The organism is Pelobacter seleniigenes DSM 18267, assembly GCF_000711225.1.
GTDB lineage: Bacteria > Desulfobacterota > Desulfuromonadia > Desulfuromonadales > Geopsychrobacteraceae > Seleniibacterium > Seleniibacterium seleniigenes.
Window position 1 is genome coordinate 129344 of the sequence record NZ_JOMG01000002.1, and the last position, 16145, is coordinate 145488.

17 protein-coding genes are annotated in these 16145 nt (G+C 56.7%); 6 read left to right on the forward strand and 11 right to left on the reverse strand.

Translation table 11 applies throughout. The features are described 5' to 3' along the window. Nucleotides 1-76: 76 nt before the first annotated feature. On the forward strand, nucleotides 77-394 hold the full coding sequence (locus N909_RS0103230; protein WP_063336383.1) for a cytochrome b5 domain-containing protein: 318 nt from the start codon (nucleotides 77-79) through the stop codon (nucleotides 392-394). A 71-nt stretch (nucleotides 395-465) separates the two neighbouring features. Here N909_RS0103230 and N909_RS0103235 read toward each other — a convergent pair whose 3' ends face one another. Continuing rightward, the gene (locus N909_RS0103235) at nucleotides 466-837 is read right to left on the reverse strand and encodes a response regulator (protein ID WP_029911286.1); all 372 of its coding nucleotides are present in this window, start codon (nucleotides 835-837) and stop codon (nucleotides 466-468) included. 256 nt (nucleotides 838-1093) lie between these two features. On the opposite strand from N909_RS0103235, the gene N909_RS0103240 reads away from it, so the two are divergent. The 3 genes from N909_RS0103240 to pgeF are packed head-to-tail and all read left to right on the forward strand — an operon-like array spanning nucleotide 1094 to nucleotide 3173. Beyond that, nucleotides 1094-1363, forward strand: coding sequence for a hypothetical protein (locus N909_RS0103240; RefSeq protein ID WP_029911289.1), 270 nt, complete (start codon nucleotides 1094-1096; stop codon nucleotides 1361-1363). Beyond that, on the forward strand, nucleotides 1364-2332 hold the full coding sequence (locus N909_RS0103245; protein ID WP_029911292.1) for an RluA family pseudouridine synthase: 969 nt from the start codon (nucleotides 1364-1366) through the stop codon (nucleotides 2330-2332). A 40-nt stretch (nucleotides 2333-2372) separates the two neighbouring features. Next, nucleotides 2373-3173, forward strand: coding sequence for a peptidoglycan editing factor PgeF (gene pgeF / locus N909_RS0103250; RefSeq protein WP_029911296.1), 801 nt, complete (start codon nucleotides 2373-2375; stop codon nucleotides 3171-3173). Between the two features lie 634 nt (nucleotides 3174-3807). Here the strand turns inward: pgeF and N909_RS0103255 are convergent. Both N909_RS0103255 and trkA read right to left on the reverse strand, forming a co-directional pair. After that, entirely contained in the window at nucleotides 3808-5253 is a 1446-nt protein-coding gene (locus tag N909_RS0103255; protein WP_029911298.1) for a TrkH family potassium uptake protein, read from the reverse strand. Further along, entirely contained in the window at nucleotides 5254-6606 is a 1353-nt protein-coding gene (gene trkA / locus N909_RS0103260; RefSeq protein ID WP_029911321.1) for a Trk system potassium transporter TrkA, read from the reverse strand. Between the two features lie 117 nt (nucleotides 6607-6723). On the opposite strand from trkA, the gene N909_RS0103265 reads away from it, so the two are divergent. Beyond that, entirely contained in the window at nucleotides 6724-7023 is a 300-nt protein-coding gene (locus N909_RS0103265) for an HNH endonuclease (RefSeq protein ID WP_029911326.1), read from the forward strand. A 49-nt stretch (nucleotides 7024-7072) separates the two neighbouring features. Here the strand turns inward: N909_RS0103265 and amrS are convergent, their stop codons facing one another. From amrS to N909_RS24335, 4 genes are all read right to left on the reverse strand, one after another. Continuing rightward, complete coding sequence (amrS, locus tag N909_RS0103270; protein WP_029911328.1) at nucleotides 7073-8095, reverse strand: AmmeMemoRadiSam system radical SAM enzyme; 1023 nt, start codon at nucleotides 8093-8095, stop codon at nucleotides 7073-7075. 13 nt (nucleotides 8096-8108) lie between these two features. Continuing rightward, a complete protein-coding gene (locus tag N909_RS0103275) occupies nucleotides 8109-9143 on the reverse strand; it encodes a zinc-dependent alcohol dehydrogenase family protein (RefSeq protein WP_029911335.1) in 1035 nt (344 codons plus the stop codon). Between the two features lie 226 nt (nucleotides 9144-9369). Next, nucleotides 9370-9693, reverse strand: a complete 324-nt coding sequence (locus tag N909_RS0103280) for a hypothetical protein (RefSeq protein ID WP_155005852.1) — start codon at nucleotides 9691-9693, stop codon at nucleotides 9370-9372. Nucleotides 9694-9867: 174 nt separating this feature from the next. Further along, nucleotides 9868-10392 (reverse strand): peptidoglycan-binding domain-containing protein, encoded by a 525-nt coding sequence (locus tag N909_RS24335; RefSeq protein WP_029911346.1) that lies wholly within the window; start codon nucleotides 10390-10392, stop codon nucleotides 9868-9870. Between the two features lie 436 nt (nucleotides 10393-10828). On the opposite strand from N909_RS24335, the gene N909_RS0103290 reads away from it, so the two are divergent. Then, the gene (locus N909_RS0103290; RefSeq protein ID WP_029911349.1) at nucleotides 10829-11683 is read left to right on the forward strand and encodes a hypothetical protein; all 855 of its coding nucleotides are present in this window, start codon (nucleotides 10829-10831) and stop codon (nucleotides 11681-11683) included. Between the two features lie 24 nt (nucleotides 11684-11707). On the opposite strand, the gene N909_RS0103295 is transcribed toward N909_RS0103290, so the two are convergent. From N909_RS0103295 to N909_RS23570, 4 genes are read right to left on the reverse strand one after another with little or no spacing between them, the layout of a single operon-like run. Then, nucleotides 11708-12448: a methyltransferase family protein gene (locus tag N909_RS0103295; RefSeq protein ID WP_029911358.1), complete on the reverse strand. Its 741-nt coding sequence runs from the start codon at nucleotides 12446-12448 to the stop codon at nucleotides 11708-11710. Between the two features lie 31 nt (nucleotides 12449-12479). Next, nucleotides 12480-13244 (reverse strand): ubiquinone/menaquinone biosynthesis methyltransferase, encoded by a 765-nt coding sequence (locus tag N909_RS0103300; protein WP_155005853.1) that lies wholly within the window; start codon nucleotides 13242-13244, stop codon nucleotides 12480-12482. 8 nt (nucleotides 13245-13252) lie between these two features. Further along, entirely contained in the window at nucleotides 13253-13858 is a 606-nt protein-coding gene (locus N909_RS0103305) for a hypothetical protein (protein WP_029911367.1), read from the reverse strand. Continuing rightward, entirely contained in the window at nucleotides 13855-16143 is a 2289-nt protein-coding gene (locus N909_RS23570; protein WP_051689483.1) for an efflux RND transporter permease subunit, read from the reverse strand. The genes N909_RS0103305 and N909_RS23570 overlap by 4 nt, the downstream gene beginning before the upstream one ends. Nucleotides 16144-16145 lie beyond the last annotated feature (2 nt).

Sequence of the window (16145 nt, forward strand, 5' to 3'; positions counted from 1 at the left end):
AACGGGCAAGTTTTCAGATTGGAAACGAGCCGTTTGCGGAAAAAACCTACCAGAGAAACTTTTCAGGGAGGGACACATGACTGAACAGGAGTTGGCGCGCTATGACGGCCAGAACGGTCGGGCGGCCTATATTGCAGTGAGCGGAACCGTCTACGATGTCAGCACCAGCCCGTATTGGCAAAACGGTCGCCATGAAGATTTGCATCAGGCGGGACGCGATCTGACCGAAGAACTCAAAAGCGCACCTCATGTACGCGCTGTCGTGGAAAGGTTCCCGGTTGCCGGCCGCCTCGAAAAAGCCCCGCCGCAAGAAAAAAAGTCGGGCCTGCCACTGCTGTCGATCATCATCATGATCTTGGTAATGATTCTGTTGATCGCCACCTTCATCCGCTAACCGGCAGCCTGGCCGCAGGGCAATGTAATCCGCTACGCCGGAACCAGGCACGGGCATGGGGAAAGGTTTACTTAACTGTCGGCAAACAGCCGTTCCAGAAATGCCGGCAGTTTCAGGCAGACATCGGTCTTGGCAAGAACATTGATGATATTGGTTTGGTCAATCCCCTCTTCCTGCATAGTCAGCATATGCCCGGAGCAGAGGATAACCGGCGTCTGCGGAGAAATCCGGAACAGCTCCTGAGCCAATTCAATACCCGACATTTCCGGCATCGATTCGTCGGTGACCACCAGATCAAAGGCGTCGCTCTGACCAGTGAAGACGTCCAGCGCCTGCCGACCATGATAGGCACAGGTCACCTGGAAGCCATAATCTTCAAGCAGATCCGCCCCCAGCAGGGCCAGACTTTGTTCGTCATCAACAAAAAGAATGTGTTTCTTCATGCGCTTCCCTGTCATTACCCCCTCACGTCAGCCAAGATTCTCGATCCAAGAAAAATTGATTTAACATCGAAACCCAGAACAAGTTAACGGCAGCCAGCTATGAGGAAAAAACTTTACCATAGCTTATTATTGATTGCTAACACTTTCTCAAAACCGGGCTCTCATGAGATTTTAGCTTGCCATCTTGAATAAAAGTTAATAAGATCAAATAAACATTCAGGCTGCAGCCCGAACTGATCGACGGAGGATTCTTTTTATGGCAAGACTGGTGGAAAACCCCGATCTCGCATTTCGTTTAGCCCGTGCCATTGTGTCCGACATCGCCCTTTACAACCGCGACAAGGTCACGGAAGGAATTAAGAGTGATTCTATTTTCGAACTGATGGACGAGGAACTCGAAGAAGGTCGCGAGCATTTTTTTTCCCGTGTCTCTCCGGAAATGAAAAATCGCGATCATCTCTATGAACGTGCCATCGTCGATGTCATGATCAAGCAGGCGGGAAAGATTGAAAGCCAGATCTGGTAAATGAGTTCATCCCGAAAACTGTTCTTTACTGAAGACCGTCCACCGGAAAGACTGGACACATTCCTGGCCGAGTGTTTTCCGGAGATCAGCCGCTCCCAGATCAAGAAGCTGATCGACACCGAACTGGTTTCCCTTGACGGAACCCCGGCCAAAGCCAGCAGGAAACTCAAAGGCGGCGAGTCGGTTCTGGTCATCCTGCCCGAACCGGAACCGAGCGAAGCTCGCGCCGAGGACATCCCGCTGCATATCCTTTACGAAGATCATGACCTGATCGTCATCGACAAACCTGCCGGTATGGTGGTCCACCCGGCCGCCGGGCATTCCGGCGGGACCTTGGTCAACGCCCTGCTTCATCACTGCCAGGATCTGGCCGGCATCGGCGGCGAATTAAGACCCGGCATCGTTCATCGACTGGACAAGGACACCTCCGGGGTTATGGTCGCCACAAAAAATGACCGCAGCCATCTGCACCTGGCGGCCCAATTTAAAAAGCACTCCATCAACAGACGCTACCTGGCGCTGGTTCATGGTTGTCCTGAGACAACTACGGGAAAGGTCGACAAGCCCATCGGCCGTCATCCGGTTCAACGCAAAAAAATGAGCAGCAAAGCCAGAAATGGCCGCCGCGCAGTCACCCACTGGTCGGTGTTGAAAGATTATCGGGACGACCGCCTGAGCCTGATCGAATTCACCCTGGAAACCGGCCGAACCCATCAGATCCGGGTTCATTTCTCTGAACTCGGCTTTCCGCTGGTTGCTGATCCCCTTTACGGTCGGCGGGGTAAGGAATTCCCCCGCAACCAGGAACTGAGCCGACTGGTCGCGAAGTTACCGGGGCAGGCCCTGCACGCAAGGCTTCTTGGCTTTATTCACCCGTCCACAGGAAAATATCTGGAATTTTCGAGCGAAATACCGGACACTCTCAACGAGATTATTTCTTACCTTGACCTGAAAAACGCCTTGGCATAAGTTGCCCGCGTTTTACTATTTTTGCAGCAATGGAGTTGTCATGAAACTTGTCCGTCAAGGAAAGATTTCTTTCCTGCAGCCAAAAACCATCCCCGCACAGCTCGTCGCCGGGTTCAGTACCCGCAATGGCGGGGTCAGTCGTCCACCCTACAATTCTCTCAACCTCGGCTTCGGAACCGATGATGCAATTGCCCATGTCGAAGGCAACCGCTCAACCTTCACCCGCAGTTTCGGGCTGAGTCCGCACCAATTGCTGACCGTCAAACAGGTTCATGGCAAAGACCTGCTGCTCATCGATGAGCCGAACCTGGACCTGTCCCATTTTCTGAAAGTGGAAGTCGATGCCATCGTCACCAACCAGCCGGGGATTATGATCGGCATCCTCACCGCCGACTGCCTGCCGATCCTGATCTGGCACAAGGACCTCAAAGCGGTCGCCGCCATTCATGCCGGCTGGCGCGGGGCGGCCAACGGAATCATCGCCAAGACCATCAACACCATCACCAGTCATTTCGATTGCCCCGCCTCCGAACTCAGGGCGGCAGTCGGTCCGGGAATCGGCGCCCACAACTATGAGGTGGACCGCCCGGTACGAGACATGTTCCGCAAAGGCAGCGGTTTCTGGAAAGAGATTTCCACGGAAACCAGCCTGGGTCACTGGCAGCTTAACCTGCCCTTAAGCTGTCAGCTTCAGCTGGAAGCGCTCGGCATTGCGCCTCAGCATATCGATGTCGCCACAGAATGCACCTGCTGTCACCCGGAACTGCTGTTTTCTCACCGGCGTGACCAGGGGGTAACCGGCAGGCAGCTCGGCTTCATCATGATCCCTCAAGACAGCTAGTTGGCATCCGGAAACTCCGCAGGGCAACGCATAAGTTTTCAGATTGGAAACGAGAAATTTTCCGTTGTAGCAAGGAAATCAAGAGTTTATGCGGAGGCGTAGTTCTTTACGCCGCACAATAAGCCCGCAGATTGACACCGCCACAGCGGAAAAGGGCCGTTCTGGATAATAACTAGCTAGATGCCATCCGGAAACTCCGCAGGGCAACGGCTAAGTTTTCAGATTGGAAACGAGCAATTTTTCGTTGTGGCAAGGAAATCAAGGGGTTACGCGGAGGCGTAGTACTTTACGCCGCACAAGAAAACCCGCAGATTGACACCACCACAGCGGAAAAGGGCCGTTTCCGGATGATAACTAGCTAACCGCGACAGGTGCTCCCCCCCATTCCGGCAACCGGGAAAAATCTGGCAAACAGGATTTTTCGTTTTTTTCCAGGACACGACAGAGCTTGTTCAGAATTTTGTCAGAAAGATTCGCTATACTCGTGTCATAAAGATTGCACGGCTAGACTTCATAAATAGTTCCGGAGGGGGGAGGCCCCCATCGTTCATAGCGACGATGGGGGCCTTCACCTGTGAGCACCCGGAAGAACTCCCGTCTCCGGCTGGTCTTTTTCCCGCAGTCTCAAGCGGCGTTATTTACGCCAGAAAGACGGGAAGAACAGAACCAGCACAGTAAACAATTCCAAACGGCCCATCAGCATACAGACAATCAGTACGGTTTTGCCCAAGGCCGGCACATGGGCAAAATTATCAATGGGGCCAACGGTACCGATGCCGGGACCGATGTTTCCGAGACAGGCAATCACTGCCGCCCCGGATGAAACCAGATCCATGCCGCTGGCCGCTACCAGTAATGAACCGCCGACAAACACGCTGATAAACAGCGCGAAGAAACCCAGAATCGACTGCATGACCTCTTTATCAACCGGCCGGTTGCCGAGCTTGACCAGGCGGATCGCACGGGGATGAATCAGCCGGAACAGTTGGACCTGGGCATGCTTGAACAACAGCAGAATCCGCGCGACCTTCATACCGCCACCAGTCGAGCCGGCGCAGCCGCCGACAAACATCAGCAGCACCAGAATATACTGGGTCACCACCGGCCAGAGTTCGAAATCAGCGGTCCCGAAACCGGTGGTGGTGATAATCGAGGCCACTTGGAAAGATGAATAACGCAGGTTTTCCACCAGGCCGCGGTAGACATCTTCGGACCAGTTGAAGTACATGACCACCGCCGTGGCAACCACAATGATGCCCAGATAGACGCGCAATTCCTCGCTGCCGAAGAAATCCCGCACCCGCCCGCGCAGCACCTGGAAATGCAGGGCAAAGTTGACCCCGGCCAGAATCATGAACAGGGTAACGACCGCATCGATATAGCCGCTGTTATACGCCCCGACCGACGCGTTGCGGGTGGAAAACCCGCCGGTTGCGAGGGTGGCAAAGGAATGACAGAGGGCATCAAAGAAGGACATCCCGCCAAACATCAGCAGGACGGTCTCCACCGAGGTGAGCAGAAAATAGACCCCCCAGAGCATCTTGGCGGTGTCCTGGATGCGCGGTTTCAGCCGATCGGCCGTCGGTCCGGGGACCTCGGCCTTGAACAGCTGCATACCGCCGACCCCGAGCATCGGCAGAATGGCCAGGGACAGCACAATGATCCCCATTCCGCCCAGCCAGTGGGTCAGCGCCCGCCAGAACAACAGGCTCGGCGGCAGATGTTCGATCTCGCGCAGGATGGTCGAACCGGTGGTGGTAAAGCCGCTCATGGTCTCGAAAATCGCATCCAGCGGTGAAGGGATCGCCCCGGCCAGCAGATAGGGCAAAGCTCCGAATACGGCAAAGACCGTCCAGCCGAAGGTGACCACGGCAAAGCCTTCCCGGACCGACAGTTCCTGAGGGCTCCGGCAGGCAGCCATAATCAAACCGCCAACCCCGCAGCAGATCAGGGCGGAAATAACAAACGCGGACCAGACACCATCCTGATAGTAGAGGGAGAAGGGCAGCGGGATAAACAGGGTTGCGCCCAGAAAAAGCAGCAGCGAACCGAGGATGCGCAGGGTCAGCAGCAGGTTCATTCAGGCAAAAAACCTTTCCACTTTCTGCAGCGCCTCAGGCAAGGTGAAAATCACCACCCGATCCCCTGCTTCCAGGGTGCTGTCGCCGGTCGGGATATCATACTTGTCGCCCCGCACGATCGCTCCGATAATGGCCCCCCTGGGGAAATGCAGCTCCTGCAGGGTGCGGCCATGCAGGCCACTGTCTTTCTTGATCTCCAACTCGAGAACTTCGGAATTGCTCCCCTCCACCGCGGTCAGGGAGATGATGTCGCCGCGCCGAACGAATTTCAGGATCGCCCCGGCGGCGGCCAGGCGCGGCGAAATGCAAGCGTCGATGCCGAGCTCGGTGGCCAGGCCGATCAATTCCGGCTGGCTGACCAAGGCCAGGGTTCGCCGAGCCTTGTGCTGTTTGGCCAGCAGACAGGTCAGAATATTGGTCTGGTCATTGTCGGTGACCGCAATAAAAACTCCGGCCTCCGCCAACCCTTCGTCGAGCAAGGTTTCGACATCCAGCCCCTCCGCATTGATGACCACGGCCTTATGCAGTTGTTCGGCCAGCTTGTAGCAGCGGTCTTCATCTTTCTCGACCAGTTTGGTCTGAAAATTGAGCTTTTCCAGGTTCTGGGCCACCTGCAGGCCGATCCGACTGCCCCCGAGGACAAACGCCCTGCGCACCCGACGCTGATCGATCCCTTCGGCCTGTAACAGGTAGTTGATGGCGGGCAGCTCCGGTTGTGGCGCAAAGATATAAATGCGGTCCCCGTCCTGGATGACATCGTCACCGCGGGGGATGATGGTGGTATTGCCGCGACTGATGGCCACCACCACAAACCGGTACATGCCGCGCAGTTCGCCGAGTTCGGCCAGGGACAGATCGCAGAGCGGACTCTCCGGGCCAATCCGGTAACCCTGGAAGAGGATTTGCCCTTCGGCGAATTCGGCAACGTCAAAGGCCTTGGAGTTGCAGGCGAGTTTGGTCAGCTCATCAGCGACCGCGTCTTCCGGGTTGATGAGCAGATCGATCCCCAGTTTTTCCTTGGAGAGAACCGCCTTATGGCTGGTGTATTCGATATTCTTGGTCCGGGCGACCAGCACCCCGACCTGATATTCGCGGGCCAGCAGGCAGGCGAGGATATTAACTTCATCGATATTGGTGACGGCGATAAAAATTTCCGCTTCCTTAATCCCGGCCTGTTCAAGGATTTCGGCGCTGGCCCCGTTACCGACCACCCCCATGACATTCAAGCGATCCTGAGCACGCTGCACGATCTCTTCGCTCTGATCAACCAGGGTCACTTCATGCCCTTCACGGGATAACCGGTCACACAGAAAGTAACCGACCTGCCCGGAACCGACGATAAGAATTTTCATAAGTTATCTCGTCCCTAGCGCTTTTTGCCATCACCCAACAGTTCGTCAAGATCGCATAAATTCACATTTTGTGCAATAATCCCCCACTGGTGAAGAGTATAAACAAAGGGAGCAAGAGTGGACTTTTTTCTGGATATCGATGAAAGCCGGATCAGGCAGGAACGTGCCAAAGCACGTGAATTACGCAAGCAGAACTGGTGGAAGAACAAGATTGCCAAAGGGATCTGTCATTATTGCGGGAAAGCCGTTCCCCCCAAAGAGCTGACCCTCGATCATATCGTGCCCCTGGTTCGCGGCGGCCGCAGCAGCAAAGGCAACTGTGTGCCCGCCTGCAAGGAATGCAACAGCCAGAAGCAGAGCATGCTGCCGATTGAGTGGGAGGACTATCTCCAGAGGTTGAAAGCTCAAGACAGCTAGGTCACGGAGGTCACTCGCGTCCCGTATGGCGACCGCAAACACCTCCGGGTTAGGGTCCGGCATCACCCCAGATGCCGCCGACTTGAGCCCCACATTCAGGACAGCAGCTGGCTGTCGTCACCCGCATCAGCCCAACCCTGAAGCCATCTCGTTCAATCAGCACCGCCCCGCAACCCGGGCACCGGGTTTGCGTCTTCTGCGCCAGGTTCCCCGGATAAATATACTGCAGCCCGGCCGCGCGACCGATTTCGACCGCCTCCAGAATGGTCTGCGGCGGAGTCGGCGGGCGGTCGTTCTGTTTGTATTGGGGAAAGAATCGGCTGACATGCCAGGGCGTCTCCGGCCCCAGTTCCCGAACCATGAATTCGGCCAGTTCGCGCAACTCTGCCGCGCTGTCGTTCAGCCCGGGGATCAGCAGAGTGGTGACCTCGGTCCAGATCCCATAGTCATGGAGCCGTTTCAGGTTATCGAGGACCGGTTGCAAGCGACCACCGGCAAAGCGCTGATAGGTTGTGTCGCGAAAGGCCTTCAAATCGATGTTGGCCGCATCGAGCCAGGGGTGCAGCTGGGCCAGCATCTCCGCTGACATGTAGCCGTTACTGATAAAGACGTTCCGCAGTCCGTTGTCCCGGGCGCAGCGTGCGGTATCAAGGCAATATTCGAAAAAGACCGTCGGTTCGGTATAGGTATAGGCAACGGAGCGACAACCCGCCGCCAGAGCCTCCTTGACCACTGCCTCTGGAGCCAGCTCCTGGCCGGCAATAATCTGCCCCTCGCGCGGCTGCTGGGAAATCTCCCAGTTCTGGCACCAGTCACAATGGAAATTGCAGCCCGGTGCAGCAATGGAAAAAGCCCGGCTGCCCGGCAAAAAATGATAGAGAGGCTTTTTTTCGATAGGGTCGACATTGCGGCTGATAGTCCGTCCGTAGACCAGGGTATACAGGACCCCGTTCCGGTTTTCCCGCACCTGACAGATTCCCCGTCGGCCCGGTGCAATAACGCAGTAATGAGCACATAATCGACAGCGCACCCGGTTGTTGTCCAGCGATTCGAACAGCAGCGCTTTCTTCATCGTCACCTCCGTATTACTCGCTGATGCGCAGAACTTTGGCACCGCGGATATGGCCTTCTTTCAGCTCGAGCAGCGCGCGATTGGCCTCGGCAAGGGGGTACTCCCGGCAGGTCGGCCGCAACGGGATGGCCGCGGCCAGGCGCAGAAACTCGACCACATCCTGCCGGGTCACATTGGCCACGCTCTTGAGCTCTTTTTCCTGCCACAACTGGGACGGGTAATCCAACTCGGCCAGCAAGTCTCGATCCCGATCTTCCTTGCGGATGGCATTGATCACCAGTCGGCCGCCCGGCGCCAGACATTTAAGAGCTGCCAGCACCGGCTTCCAGACCGGGGTGGTGTCAATGATGGCAGCCAGCAGGGCTGGAGGCTTCTCTTCGGTGTCGCCGGTCCAGGTCGCTCCCAGGTCCAGGGCGAAGCGTCGCTCATTTTCATTCCGAGCAAAAACATAGACCGGCCGTTCCGGATCTTGATAACGCGCCAGTTGCAGCACCAGATGACCCGAAGAACCAAACCCGGTCAGACCAAGGGGGCCGTTATCCGCCGCAGCCCGGGCCAATTTCCAGGAGCGATAGCCGACGGCCCCGGCACAGAGCAGCGGAGCCGTCGCGACATCGTCCAGGGAAGCCGGTAACGGCACGGCAAATGCCGCCGGAACCAGCATATATTCGGCATAGCCGCCATCCGCGTCGCGGCCGGTGGCCCGGTAATCCGGGCAAAGATTCTCTAACCCTTCCCGGCACCAGCGGCAATTGCCGCAGGCGGAAAAAATCCACGCCACCCCGACCCGTTCACCAAGCCGTGCAGCGGGTACGGCATCCCCTACCTTATCGATGATCCCAACCACCTGGTGCCCCGGCACCACCGGATAAACCGGCGGCGGCGTCCGCCCCTCGATTTCATCAAGCTCGGTATGGCAGACCCCGCACACCAGCACCCGCAAGCGGACCTCACCGGGACCGGGTTCGGGCAGGGGCAGATCCGCCAGCCGCAAGGGTTCTCGCTCAGTCCTCAAGTCACAGATTTTCTCCAACAGCATGGCTTTCATGGGATTCCTCGGTGGTTTATGCAGGGCTAAGGAATAAGTCAATATTTCACGTATCAATATAACATGAGTTCCAAGCAGAATGGAGAGCGCAGCAAAGAGGGTACGGGTCATTGATCGTTTGCTGCGTCGGAGGTGTAATTGGCTGGTGAGTGTGTCTCACCCCCATCCCAACCTTCCCCCATCAAGGGGGAAGGAGATAGGCAATCCCATCAATCCAGCAACTCTATCAATTCCGCAGCCTTTGAATCCGCCAGTACGAGAAGCCATGCTTCTCGTCGGGCGCATTCGACGACGTCACGGCCGGTAGCGGCCATGCTCCGTGATTAAATGCAACGGTGACCAACCCTGCCGAATTCGCAACGACCAGTGCATAGCTATACCGCATCCAGAACAAACGAAAATCCCGAGTAATTAAAAGGCCGTTTTTTGTTTCCTTTTTGTCGGCCTGGACAAAAAGGAAGGCGGCGGGCGGGGCCGCGAACCCCGCGGTCTTGACTTTGATTTCAGGGTTTTGGGTTTCCCTGCCCAATAGAAACACTGCAATAGACAACGAAAAACCGGCGGGTCTCGTCCCTCCAGACGAGTGAGTTTTCTGCTCCAGGTCAGAAAAGTCACCAAAAGCCCCCCCAAGCAACAAAAAGCCAGGAGAAAACTCTCCTGGCTTGATCCAAAGATAACCTATCTATCAAGGTCTCACTGTTCTAAAAATCCCCGCAGCAACTTTTTAGTAACTCCCCCTCTCGTTGCGCTCAACCGCACGGTTGCTGTCATCCATCCGCTCCTGATGCATCATCCCGTCATCCATATGGTCCTGATCCATCATCCCTTGATCCATCATTCCCTTATCCCGCATATGGAGCTCATCAAACTCGGGAGACAACCCGAAAAATTCCTGGGTTTCAGTATCCGTGGCCAAAGACCGCAAGGTTGCACGATCGGCTTGTCCGGTCACAGCGAGCCCCTGCGAGGTCTGGTAATCTCTGAGCGCCTGCTTGGTCTTGGTGCCAATGACGCCATCGGCCGGACCGGCATCAAACCCTTTGTCAGTCAACAGCCGCTGCAGTTCACGCACCTGGGTATTATTCAAGTGGGTCGTTCCCACCGTTTTATGCTGATTGTCCATCATCTGTGAGTCTGAATTTTGGGTCGATTTCATGCCCATGGAATTATTCCCACCAGCCATGCTCAAACTGGCAAAAAACAACCCGGCTACAAGCCCCGTCAAAGAAATAATGAATATCTTTTTCATTTTATCGCTCCTCTAATCCCTTTATCTATCAATCGTTCTTGTCGTTAAAAGATCATGACCTTGATATCGGCAAGTGCATCACATGCTGTGTCGATCTAAATGATGACCAGATCACGTTTCATTAACTTACACCCGCACCGAAACCAAAGTCAAAGGGGCTGCGGCTCAACCAAGTAAAGCAAAACAGGTTGATTTATCAAAAAAATCTTTCTATATTACGCAGTGTTGACTTTTTCAGGCTCCCCCTCTTCGGCCACAACTCTTCCACAGAACACCACCCCCTTCGGAAAACTCCATTGATGTTGTTCAGTTGGAGAGACAACCTGGAAAAGAGGCAAGCGAGAGACGATTTCAATATCAAGCAACTCCATCAATCTGGAAATTTTCCACCCCGAGGCAGGCCCGGTTACCGGTTTGGCTTGGCAGGGGATTGAGTATGGCGATTTTGGCTGACAGCAACCATAGCACCCGACTCCTGGTTTTTATCCTGCTCTTCATCATGAGTATGCCCGGGCTGGCGCGGGCCGGGGCGGATGCCCGCGATCTTGCACCAGCAACCGCTAACCAGGCGCTGTTTGCGACCGAGCTGCCAGCTGAATACGGACAAGTTATTTATCAGAGCAAGCCTCTCTCAGAGCAGCGGATTTACATCATTGGCCAAAGTCACCGCAGCAGCCTGACCGGCAAATCCGGCCCGAAAACCATCCAAAGCCAGGCTGAGATCTATCGCATCGGGGAGTGGTTGATTGAGCAGAAGAATGTTGAGCTGCTGTTGCCGGAAGGCTTTTTCAAGCGTTCTTCCTCTGCACAAGCGCCCCAGCGCAATACCGAGCCGGTTGCCCGGTTCGCCCTGGCAACCGCCGCTTTGAAGGAACAACTGGGCAATCCCGAGCAGTTTGTTAACGCCGACCTGTTGCTCAGCTCCAATTACAATCTTTGCCTGAGTCAAATTGAGGATGAGAGCCTGTATCGGGATATCGGCCAGGTCCTCGCAAAGCTGCAGCAGGATCGTAATTTTGCCACCCTCTGCGATCTCAACCGGCTGCAGGAACAACGTACCCTGAAAATCCTCCAGAATATTCCGCGCGCTGTCGAGAACGCCTTCCACGCCGGGCAGATCAGCAGCCGAAAAGCCATTTTCACCATCGGCCTGGCTCATATCAAGGACATCATCGCGACGCTGGAATCCGCCAGTTCCTGGGCAGAGGATTACGGTGTCACCATCATTATTCCCCGCGCGCTGCTGGACAGTCAGCGGATCGCCCGCCTGGCCAGTTCGCAGGGGCAGTGAACGATCCGCTTCAATAACAGTTCTTCAGCGGCCAGGAGCATTCAAAACCAGGGTATGTTTTTTCAGCCAGCGCAACACAAACCAGACCGCAAATCCGCCCCCGAACAGGACCAGCCAGCCGGGCTCGATGTTCAATCGCCCTTTCGTCACCAGATCGCCGCTAATCTCCAGCAGTTGCAGGGTCAGAATAACCGCGAAGAAACCATTGTATTCGCGCCTGAGGACATTGCGCACCGAAAAGCTCAATTGCGCTTTCCGGTAATGTTTGAAGCTCGGGATAAAAGCCGGAGTCTGCTCGGCCCAGGCCAGGTAAACCGCGCCGAACCGGTCCCTGAGGAAGGCCTCTTCCGCAAAAATGATCCGCTCGTAATAAAGCCAGAACACCAGGATATAGATCAGCAGCAACCACCAGAGATGGGCAAACATTACGATTCCGAAGCCCATGAAAAAGTTGCCCAGATAAAGTGGATTGCGAACCACCGAATAGATCCCGCTGGTATTGAGGGTTGCCGCAACCTGCTTCCTGGTGTTCCTCCCTGAAGTGCCGCGTGGAGTGTAGCCGATGGTCATGACCCGGATTCCCAGGCCGAAAAAGCTGACCAGCAGACAGGCCGCTTCCCAGAGGTGATCCAGAGCCTCGCTGTTGCCCGGGTAGGTATAATTTTTCAGCGTGTACAGCAGCAGGACCAGCATGACCAGCGGCAGGTAGCTGCGATAGCGGAATAACCAGTTGCCTTGACTTTCAAAATCTTCTCTTAACGCCATCTGTCTTTCCTTTGTTTGCATGTTGACTCATTTACTTATTCAATGTTGCCCGGACGGTCCCGTTCTGCTTCTGCAAAACCAGCAGTTGCAGGGTGCCCAAGTAAAAGCGCCGTTCCCTCTGAACAGCAAACCCGGCCGCGTTCAGCAAGGCCTGCAAGCGTTCGCGATCGGGATATTCCTTGAGGCTGGCGGCAATATAGGAATGAACTTCCGGATTGCCGTGCAGCAATAGCCCCCACAACCCGCACCAGTATTTCAACACCAGATACTGGCAACGTTGAAAAATACGCCCCGTGGGTTTGGAAAAATCGAGCAGGGCCAGGGTGCCGCCCGGCTTGAGAATGCGCTGAATCTCCGCCAGGGCCGGGACCAGTTCCGGCGCATTGCGGATGGCATAGCTGCCGGTGACGACATCCACGGAGCTGCTTGCCAGTTGGGTCTGCGCCATGTCGCCCTGAATGAATTCGACATTGCTGGCCCGGCTCCTGGCCCGAGCCAATTCAAGCATGGCCGCAGTGAGATCGATGCCGATTATGCGGCCGCGGGGATAACGCTCTGCCAGCAGGCAGGTGACATCCCCAGTGCCGCAGGCCAGGTCGACGCAATGGGGCTCGGACAGCGCCGGCAACGCGGCAATGAGCTGTTTCTTCCAGGCAAGATCACGCCCCAAGGACATCGCCCTGGTGGCGAAGTCGTAGTGTCGGGCGGCCTCGTTGAAATGTTCTTCGTTGTAGGTCTTCTTCCCGTCCGGGGTCTGAATGTAATCTTTGCTTTTCAGGGCAAATTTTCTCGGCATGGCCTTGCTCACCTCATCTCTCCCCCGGCAATGGCGGCCAGCAGTACGCTGGCGGCAGAGCGGTCCATATGGAAGCTATCATGGACGATCTCAAGCATATTTTCGTCAACGTAATCCCCTCTGCTACGCCAGTTTTGCAGTACTTCCGCAGTACGAATGTGCAGGCTGCCGAATTCCCCTGCCAGTTGCGGCAAGAGCAGGGAAATCCGCCTCTCGGTCTTGCTGCGGATGAATTCAATGACCAGGGCCTGACGGCTTTGGGCAGGGTCCGGGCGCTCGGCAAAGCGCTGCCGGACTGTTTCCGTAGCGGCATAGAGCTGCTCCCGGTAACGTTGTGATTCGACAAATCCCGCACTCTCTTCAGGCCAGCGTTTGGCTTCTTTCTCATCAATGGCCGCAACCACCCGGCGCAGGATCGGACTGAAAATCACCGTTCTCACCAGCAGTTCCGGACCGCGCCGGACGATCTGTACTTCTGCCTGAGGCTGATCCACGGCCGGGACAACTACCCGCCTGACCACCTGTTCAGCAGGATCGGCAGCGCTTAACGGAGCAGTCCAACCGGCTGCGGCCCAAGTGGAGACGAGGATGATGAGCAGCAGCATTCTTGTCATGATAAGCCCTCCCCCTGCGGCCGGGCCCAGAGCACCAGGGACGCCGGCAGAACCAGCAGATCGCAGACCAAGGCCCCGAGCAGGGTCCCGCCGACCAAAAAGGAGAAATAGATGGTCGGCTTGAAGCTGCCAAGACAACCGGTCCAGAACCCGAGCACCAGCACCAGGGTGGTGATCAATAGCGCCCGGCCGATGCCGGTGGTCGTCAACTGCACCGCCTTGCTCGCTCCCAGCCCCTGCAGGCGGCGGTAGCAGACCAGGTAATGAATGGTGTCATCCACGGCCAGGCCAAAAGCCACCGCGCCGATCATCACGGTGCCGCTGCTCAGATCGATACCCAAAACTCCCATCACGCCGAGGGTCCAGACAATGGGAATAAGGTTCGGAATCACCGCCAACAGGGTCAGCCGGACTGACCGCAGCAACAGCAGGATCGCCAGCATGACCGTGAGCAATGACAAGGCAAAGCTTTTCAGCATGGTGTTGACCAGCTGTGCGGAATCGAGAATCACCCGGTAATAACTGCCGGTGGGAACCAGACGGTAAGCAGGCCCGAAAATCTCCCTGGCGGTCCGTTCCAGGTCACGGACAACCCGCAGCGCCGGATGACTGCCGACATCATGAAACAGGAGCATCATCCTGGCGGTTTTCCGGTCCGGGGTTAAAAATTGCCCGGCCTGGTCACGGCCGTCAGCCGTGGCCAACAGCTCCAGGGCATAATGAAGATCGTCCGCAGTGGTCGGCAGCTGCAGCTGAGCGCTGCCGGTTTCCGCCCGCTGTATCTGGCGCAACAGCGGCAGGATGGAAAATGCCTTGGCGATTTCAGGATGCTGCAAGGCCCGCTTTTCGAAGCGCTCGAGGCGCTGATAATCACCGAGCTGATCGAGAACGCCCTGATCGGTTCTGCTCAACATGAATTCCAGCGCGTTGACCCCGCCAAGGTGGTCATCGATAAAAGCGGTATCCTTCGCCAACGGCGCTGTAGCGCGGAAAAAACCGACCAGGCTGGTATTGTTCTGCAAGCGGGGCAACATAGCCGCGGCCAATAGTAGCAGCATCAGGGCAGCGCCCATGATGCTGCGCGGGCGTTGCAGGGAGCACGCGGCGATTCGCGCCAACAGCCGCTCCAGCAGGCCATGAGCGAAGCCAAGGGGACCCTTGGGAACAGCGCAGAAGGAGAGTCCGACAGGCACCAGGAGCAGGCTGAGCAACAGCGAGACAGCAACCCCCAGGGCTCCGAACAGGCCGAATTGCCGGACCGCCGGGATGGGACTGACCCAAAGCGACAACAGCCCCAGACCTGTGGTCAGGGCGGTAAAGCTACAGGGAACCACCAGCTCCGCGACCCGGCCCGGCCAGAGCTCCCGGACCTGTTCAGCAGAGTTTCCGGCAGTAGCGAGTTGCAGCCAGCCGTGGTAAAGATGCACACTGTGGGAGACACTTAGAATCATCACCACCGGCGGCAACAGCGCGCTGATGGTATTCATCTCCAGACCGCACCAGGCAAACAGCCCCATGGTCCAGAGCAGGCTCAACCCGGTAACCAGCAGCGGGAACAGCACCCCGGCGGGTCTCCGGAAAAGCCATCCCAGCAGCAGCGCCAGCACCATGACCACCAGTGGCAGGACGGTCCGCTGATCACGCCTGATATATTCGGCCACATCATACTTCTGCACCCCAACCCCGGTCAGATGCAGCTCCCCGCGCTCGCGATAATCCCGCAGCAGTCCACGTAAACGCTCAATCAGCGCCGGCACCGGATTGTCCCGGCCGGCTGCGGCAACCGGCTGGATCACCAAACCGGCAGTCTGCAGATCGGCGGAGATCAACAGTCCTTGATATTGTGGGTTCGCTTTAACCGCCCTTAAAAATTCGCGCTGCGCGGCCTGATCAAAGGGGCCGCTGGCGACCAAGGGACGTGGCTCTGCCCCGTAGCGGCCGCTCACCAGTTGGCTGGCCGTTGTCAGGCTGAGTACCCGCGCCACCCCGGGCAGCTCTGCGATACGCTGAGTGAGCTCCCGGACCAGGGCCATCCCCTCAACGGACAACAATTGCGGCGAAGTCAGACTCACCAGCAGGGTTTCATCGTTGCCGAACAACTGCCGTAACCGCTCCTGGGCAGCCTGCTGCTCAGGGTTGACCGCGGTCATCGAGCTGGTATCCCCTTCGACTCGCAGCCCGGCCAAAGGCCCGGCAAGCCCTAGCGTCACCAGCAGCACCGCTGCGAGCAGCGGCCAGCGACCACGCCCCAGAACCCAACGAACTATGCCCTCAAGTCTCGTCATGA

Coding starts and splice junctions, on each gene's coding strand:
- N909_RS0103290 (WP_029911349.1), top strand. CDS start 10,829: ATGGCGATTTTGGCTGACAGCAACCATAGCACCCGACTCCTGGTTTTT.
- trkA (WP_029911321.1), bottom strand. CDS start 6,606: ATGAAAATTCTTATCGTCGGTTCCGGGCAGGTCGGTTACTTTCTGTGT.
- N909_RS0103300 (WP_155005853.1), bottom strand. CDS start 13,244: ATGCCGAGAAAATTTGCCCTGAAAAGCAAAGATTACATTCAGACCCCG.
- pgeF (WP_029911296.1), top strand. CDS start 2,373: ATGAAACTTGTCCGTCAAGGAAAGATTTCTTTCCTGCAGCCAAAAACC.
- N909_RS0103305 (WP_029911367.1), bottom strand. CDS start 13,858: ATGACAAGAATGCTGCTGCTCATCATCCTCGTCTCCACTTGGGCCGCA.
- N909_RS0103295 (WP_029911358.1), bottom strand. CDS start 12,448: ATGGCGTTAAGAGAAGATTTTGAAAGTCAAGGCAACTGGTTATTCCGC.
- N909_RS0103245 (WP_029911292.1), top strand. CDS start 1,364: ATGAGTTCATCCCGAAAACTGTTCTTTACTGAAGACCGTCCACCGGAA.
- N909_RS0103255 (WP_029911298.1), bottom strand. CDS start 5,253: ATGAACCTGCTGCTGACCCTGCGCATCCTCGGTTCGCTGCTGCTTTTT.
- N909_RS0103230 (WP_063336383.1), top strand. CDS start 77: ATGACTGAACAGGAGTTGGCGCGCTATGACGGCCAGAACGGTCGGGCG.
- N909_RS0103275 (WP_029911335.1), bottom strand. CDS start 9,143: ATGAAAGCCATGCTGTTGGAGAAAATCTGTGACTTGAGGACTGAGCGA.
- N909_RS0103235 (WP_029911286.1), bottom strand. CDS start 837: ATGAAGAAACACATTCTTTTTGTTGATGACGAACAAAGTCTGGCCCTG.
- N909_RS24335 (WP_029911346.1), bottom strand. CDS start 10,392: ATGAAAAAGATATTCATTATTTCTTTGACGGGGCTTGTAGCCGGGTTG.
- N909_RS0103240 (WP_029911289.1), top strand. CDS start 1,094: ATGGCAAGACTGGTGGAAAACCCCGATCTCGCATTTCGTTTAGCCCGT.
- N909_RS23570 (WP_051689483.1), bottom strand. CDS start 16,143: ATGACGAGACTTGAGGGCATAGTTCGTTGGGTTCTGGGGCGTGGTCGC.
- amrS (WP_029911328.1), bottom strand. CDS start 8,095: ATGAAGAAAGCGCTGCTGTTCGAATCGCTGGACAACAACCGGGTGCGC.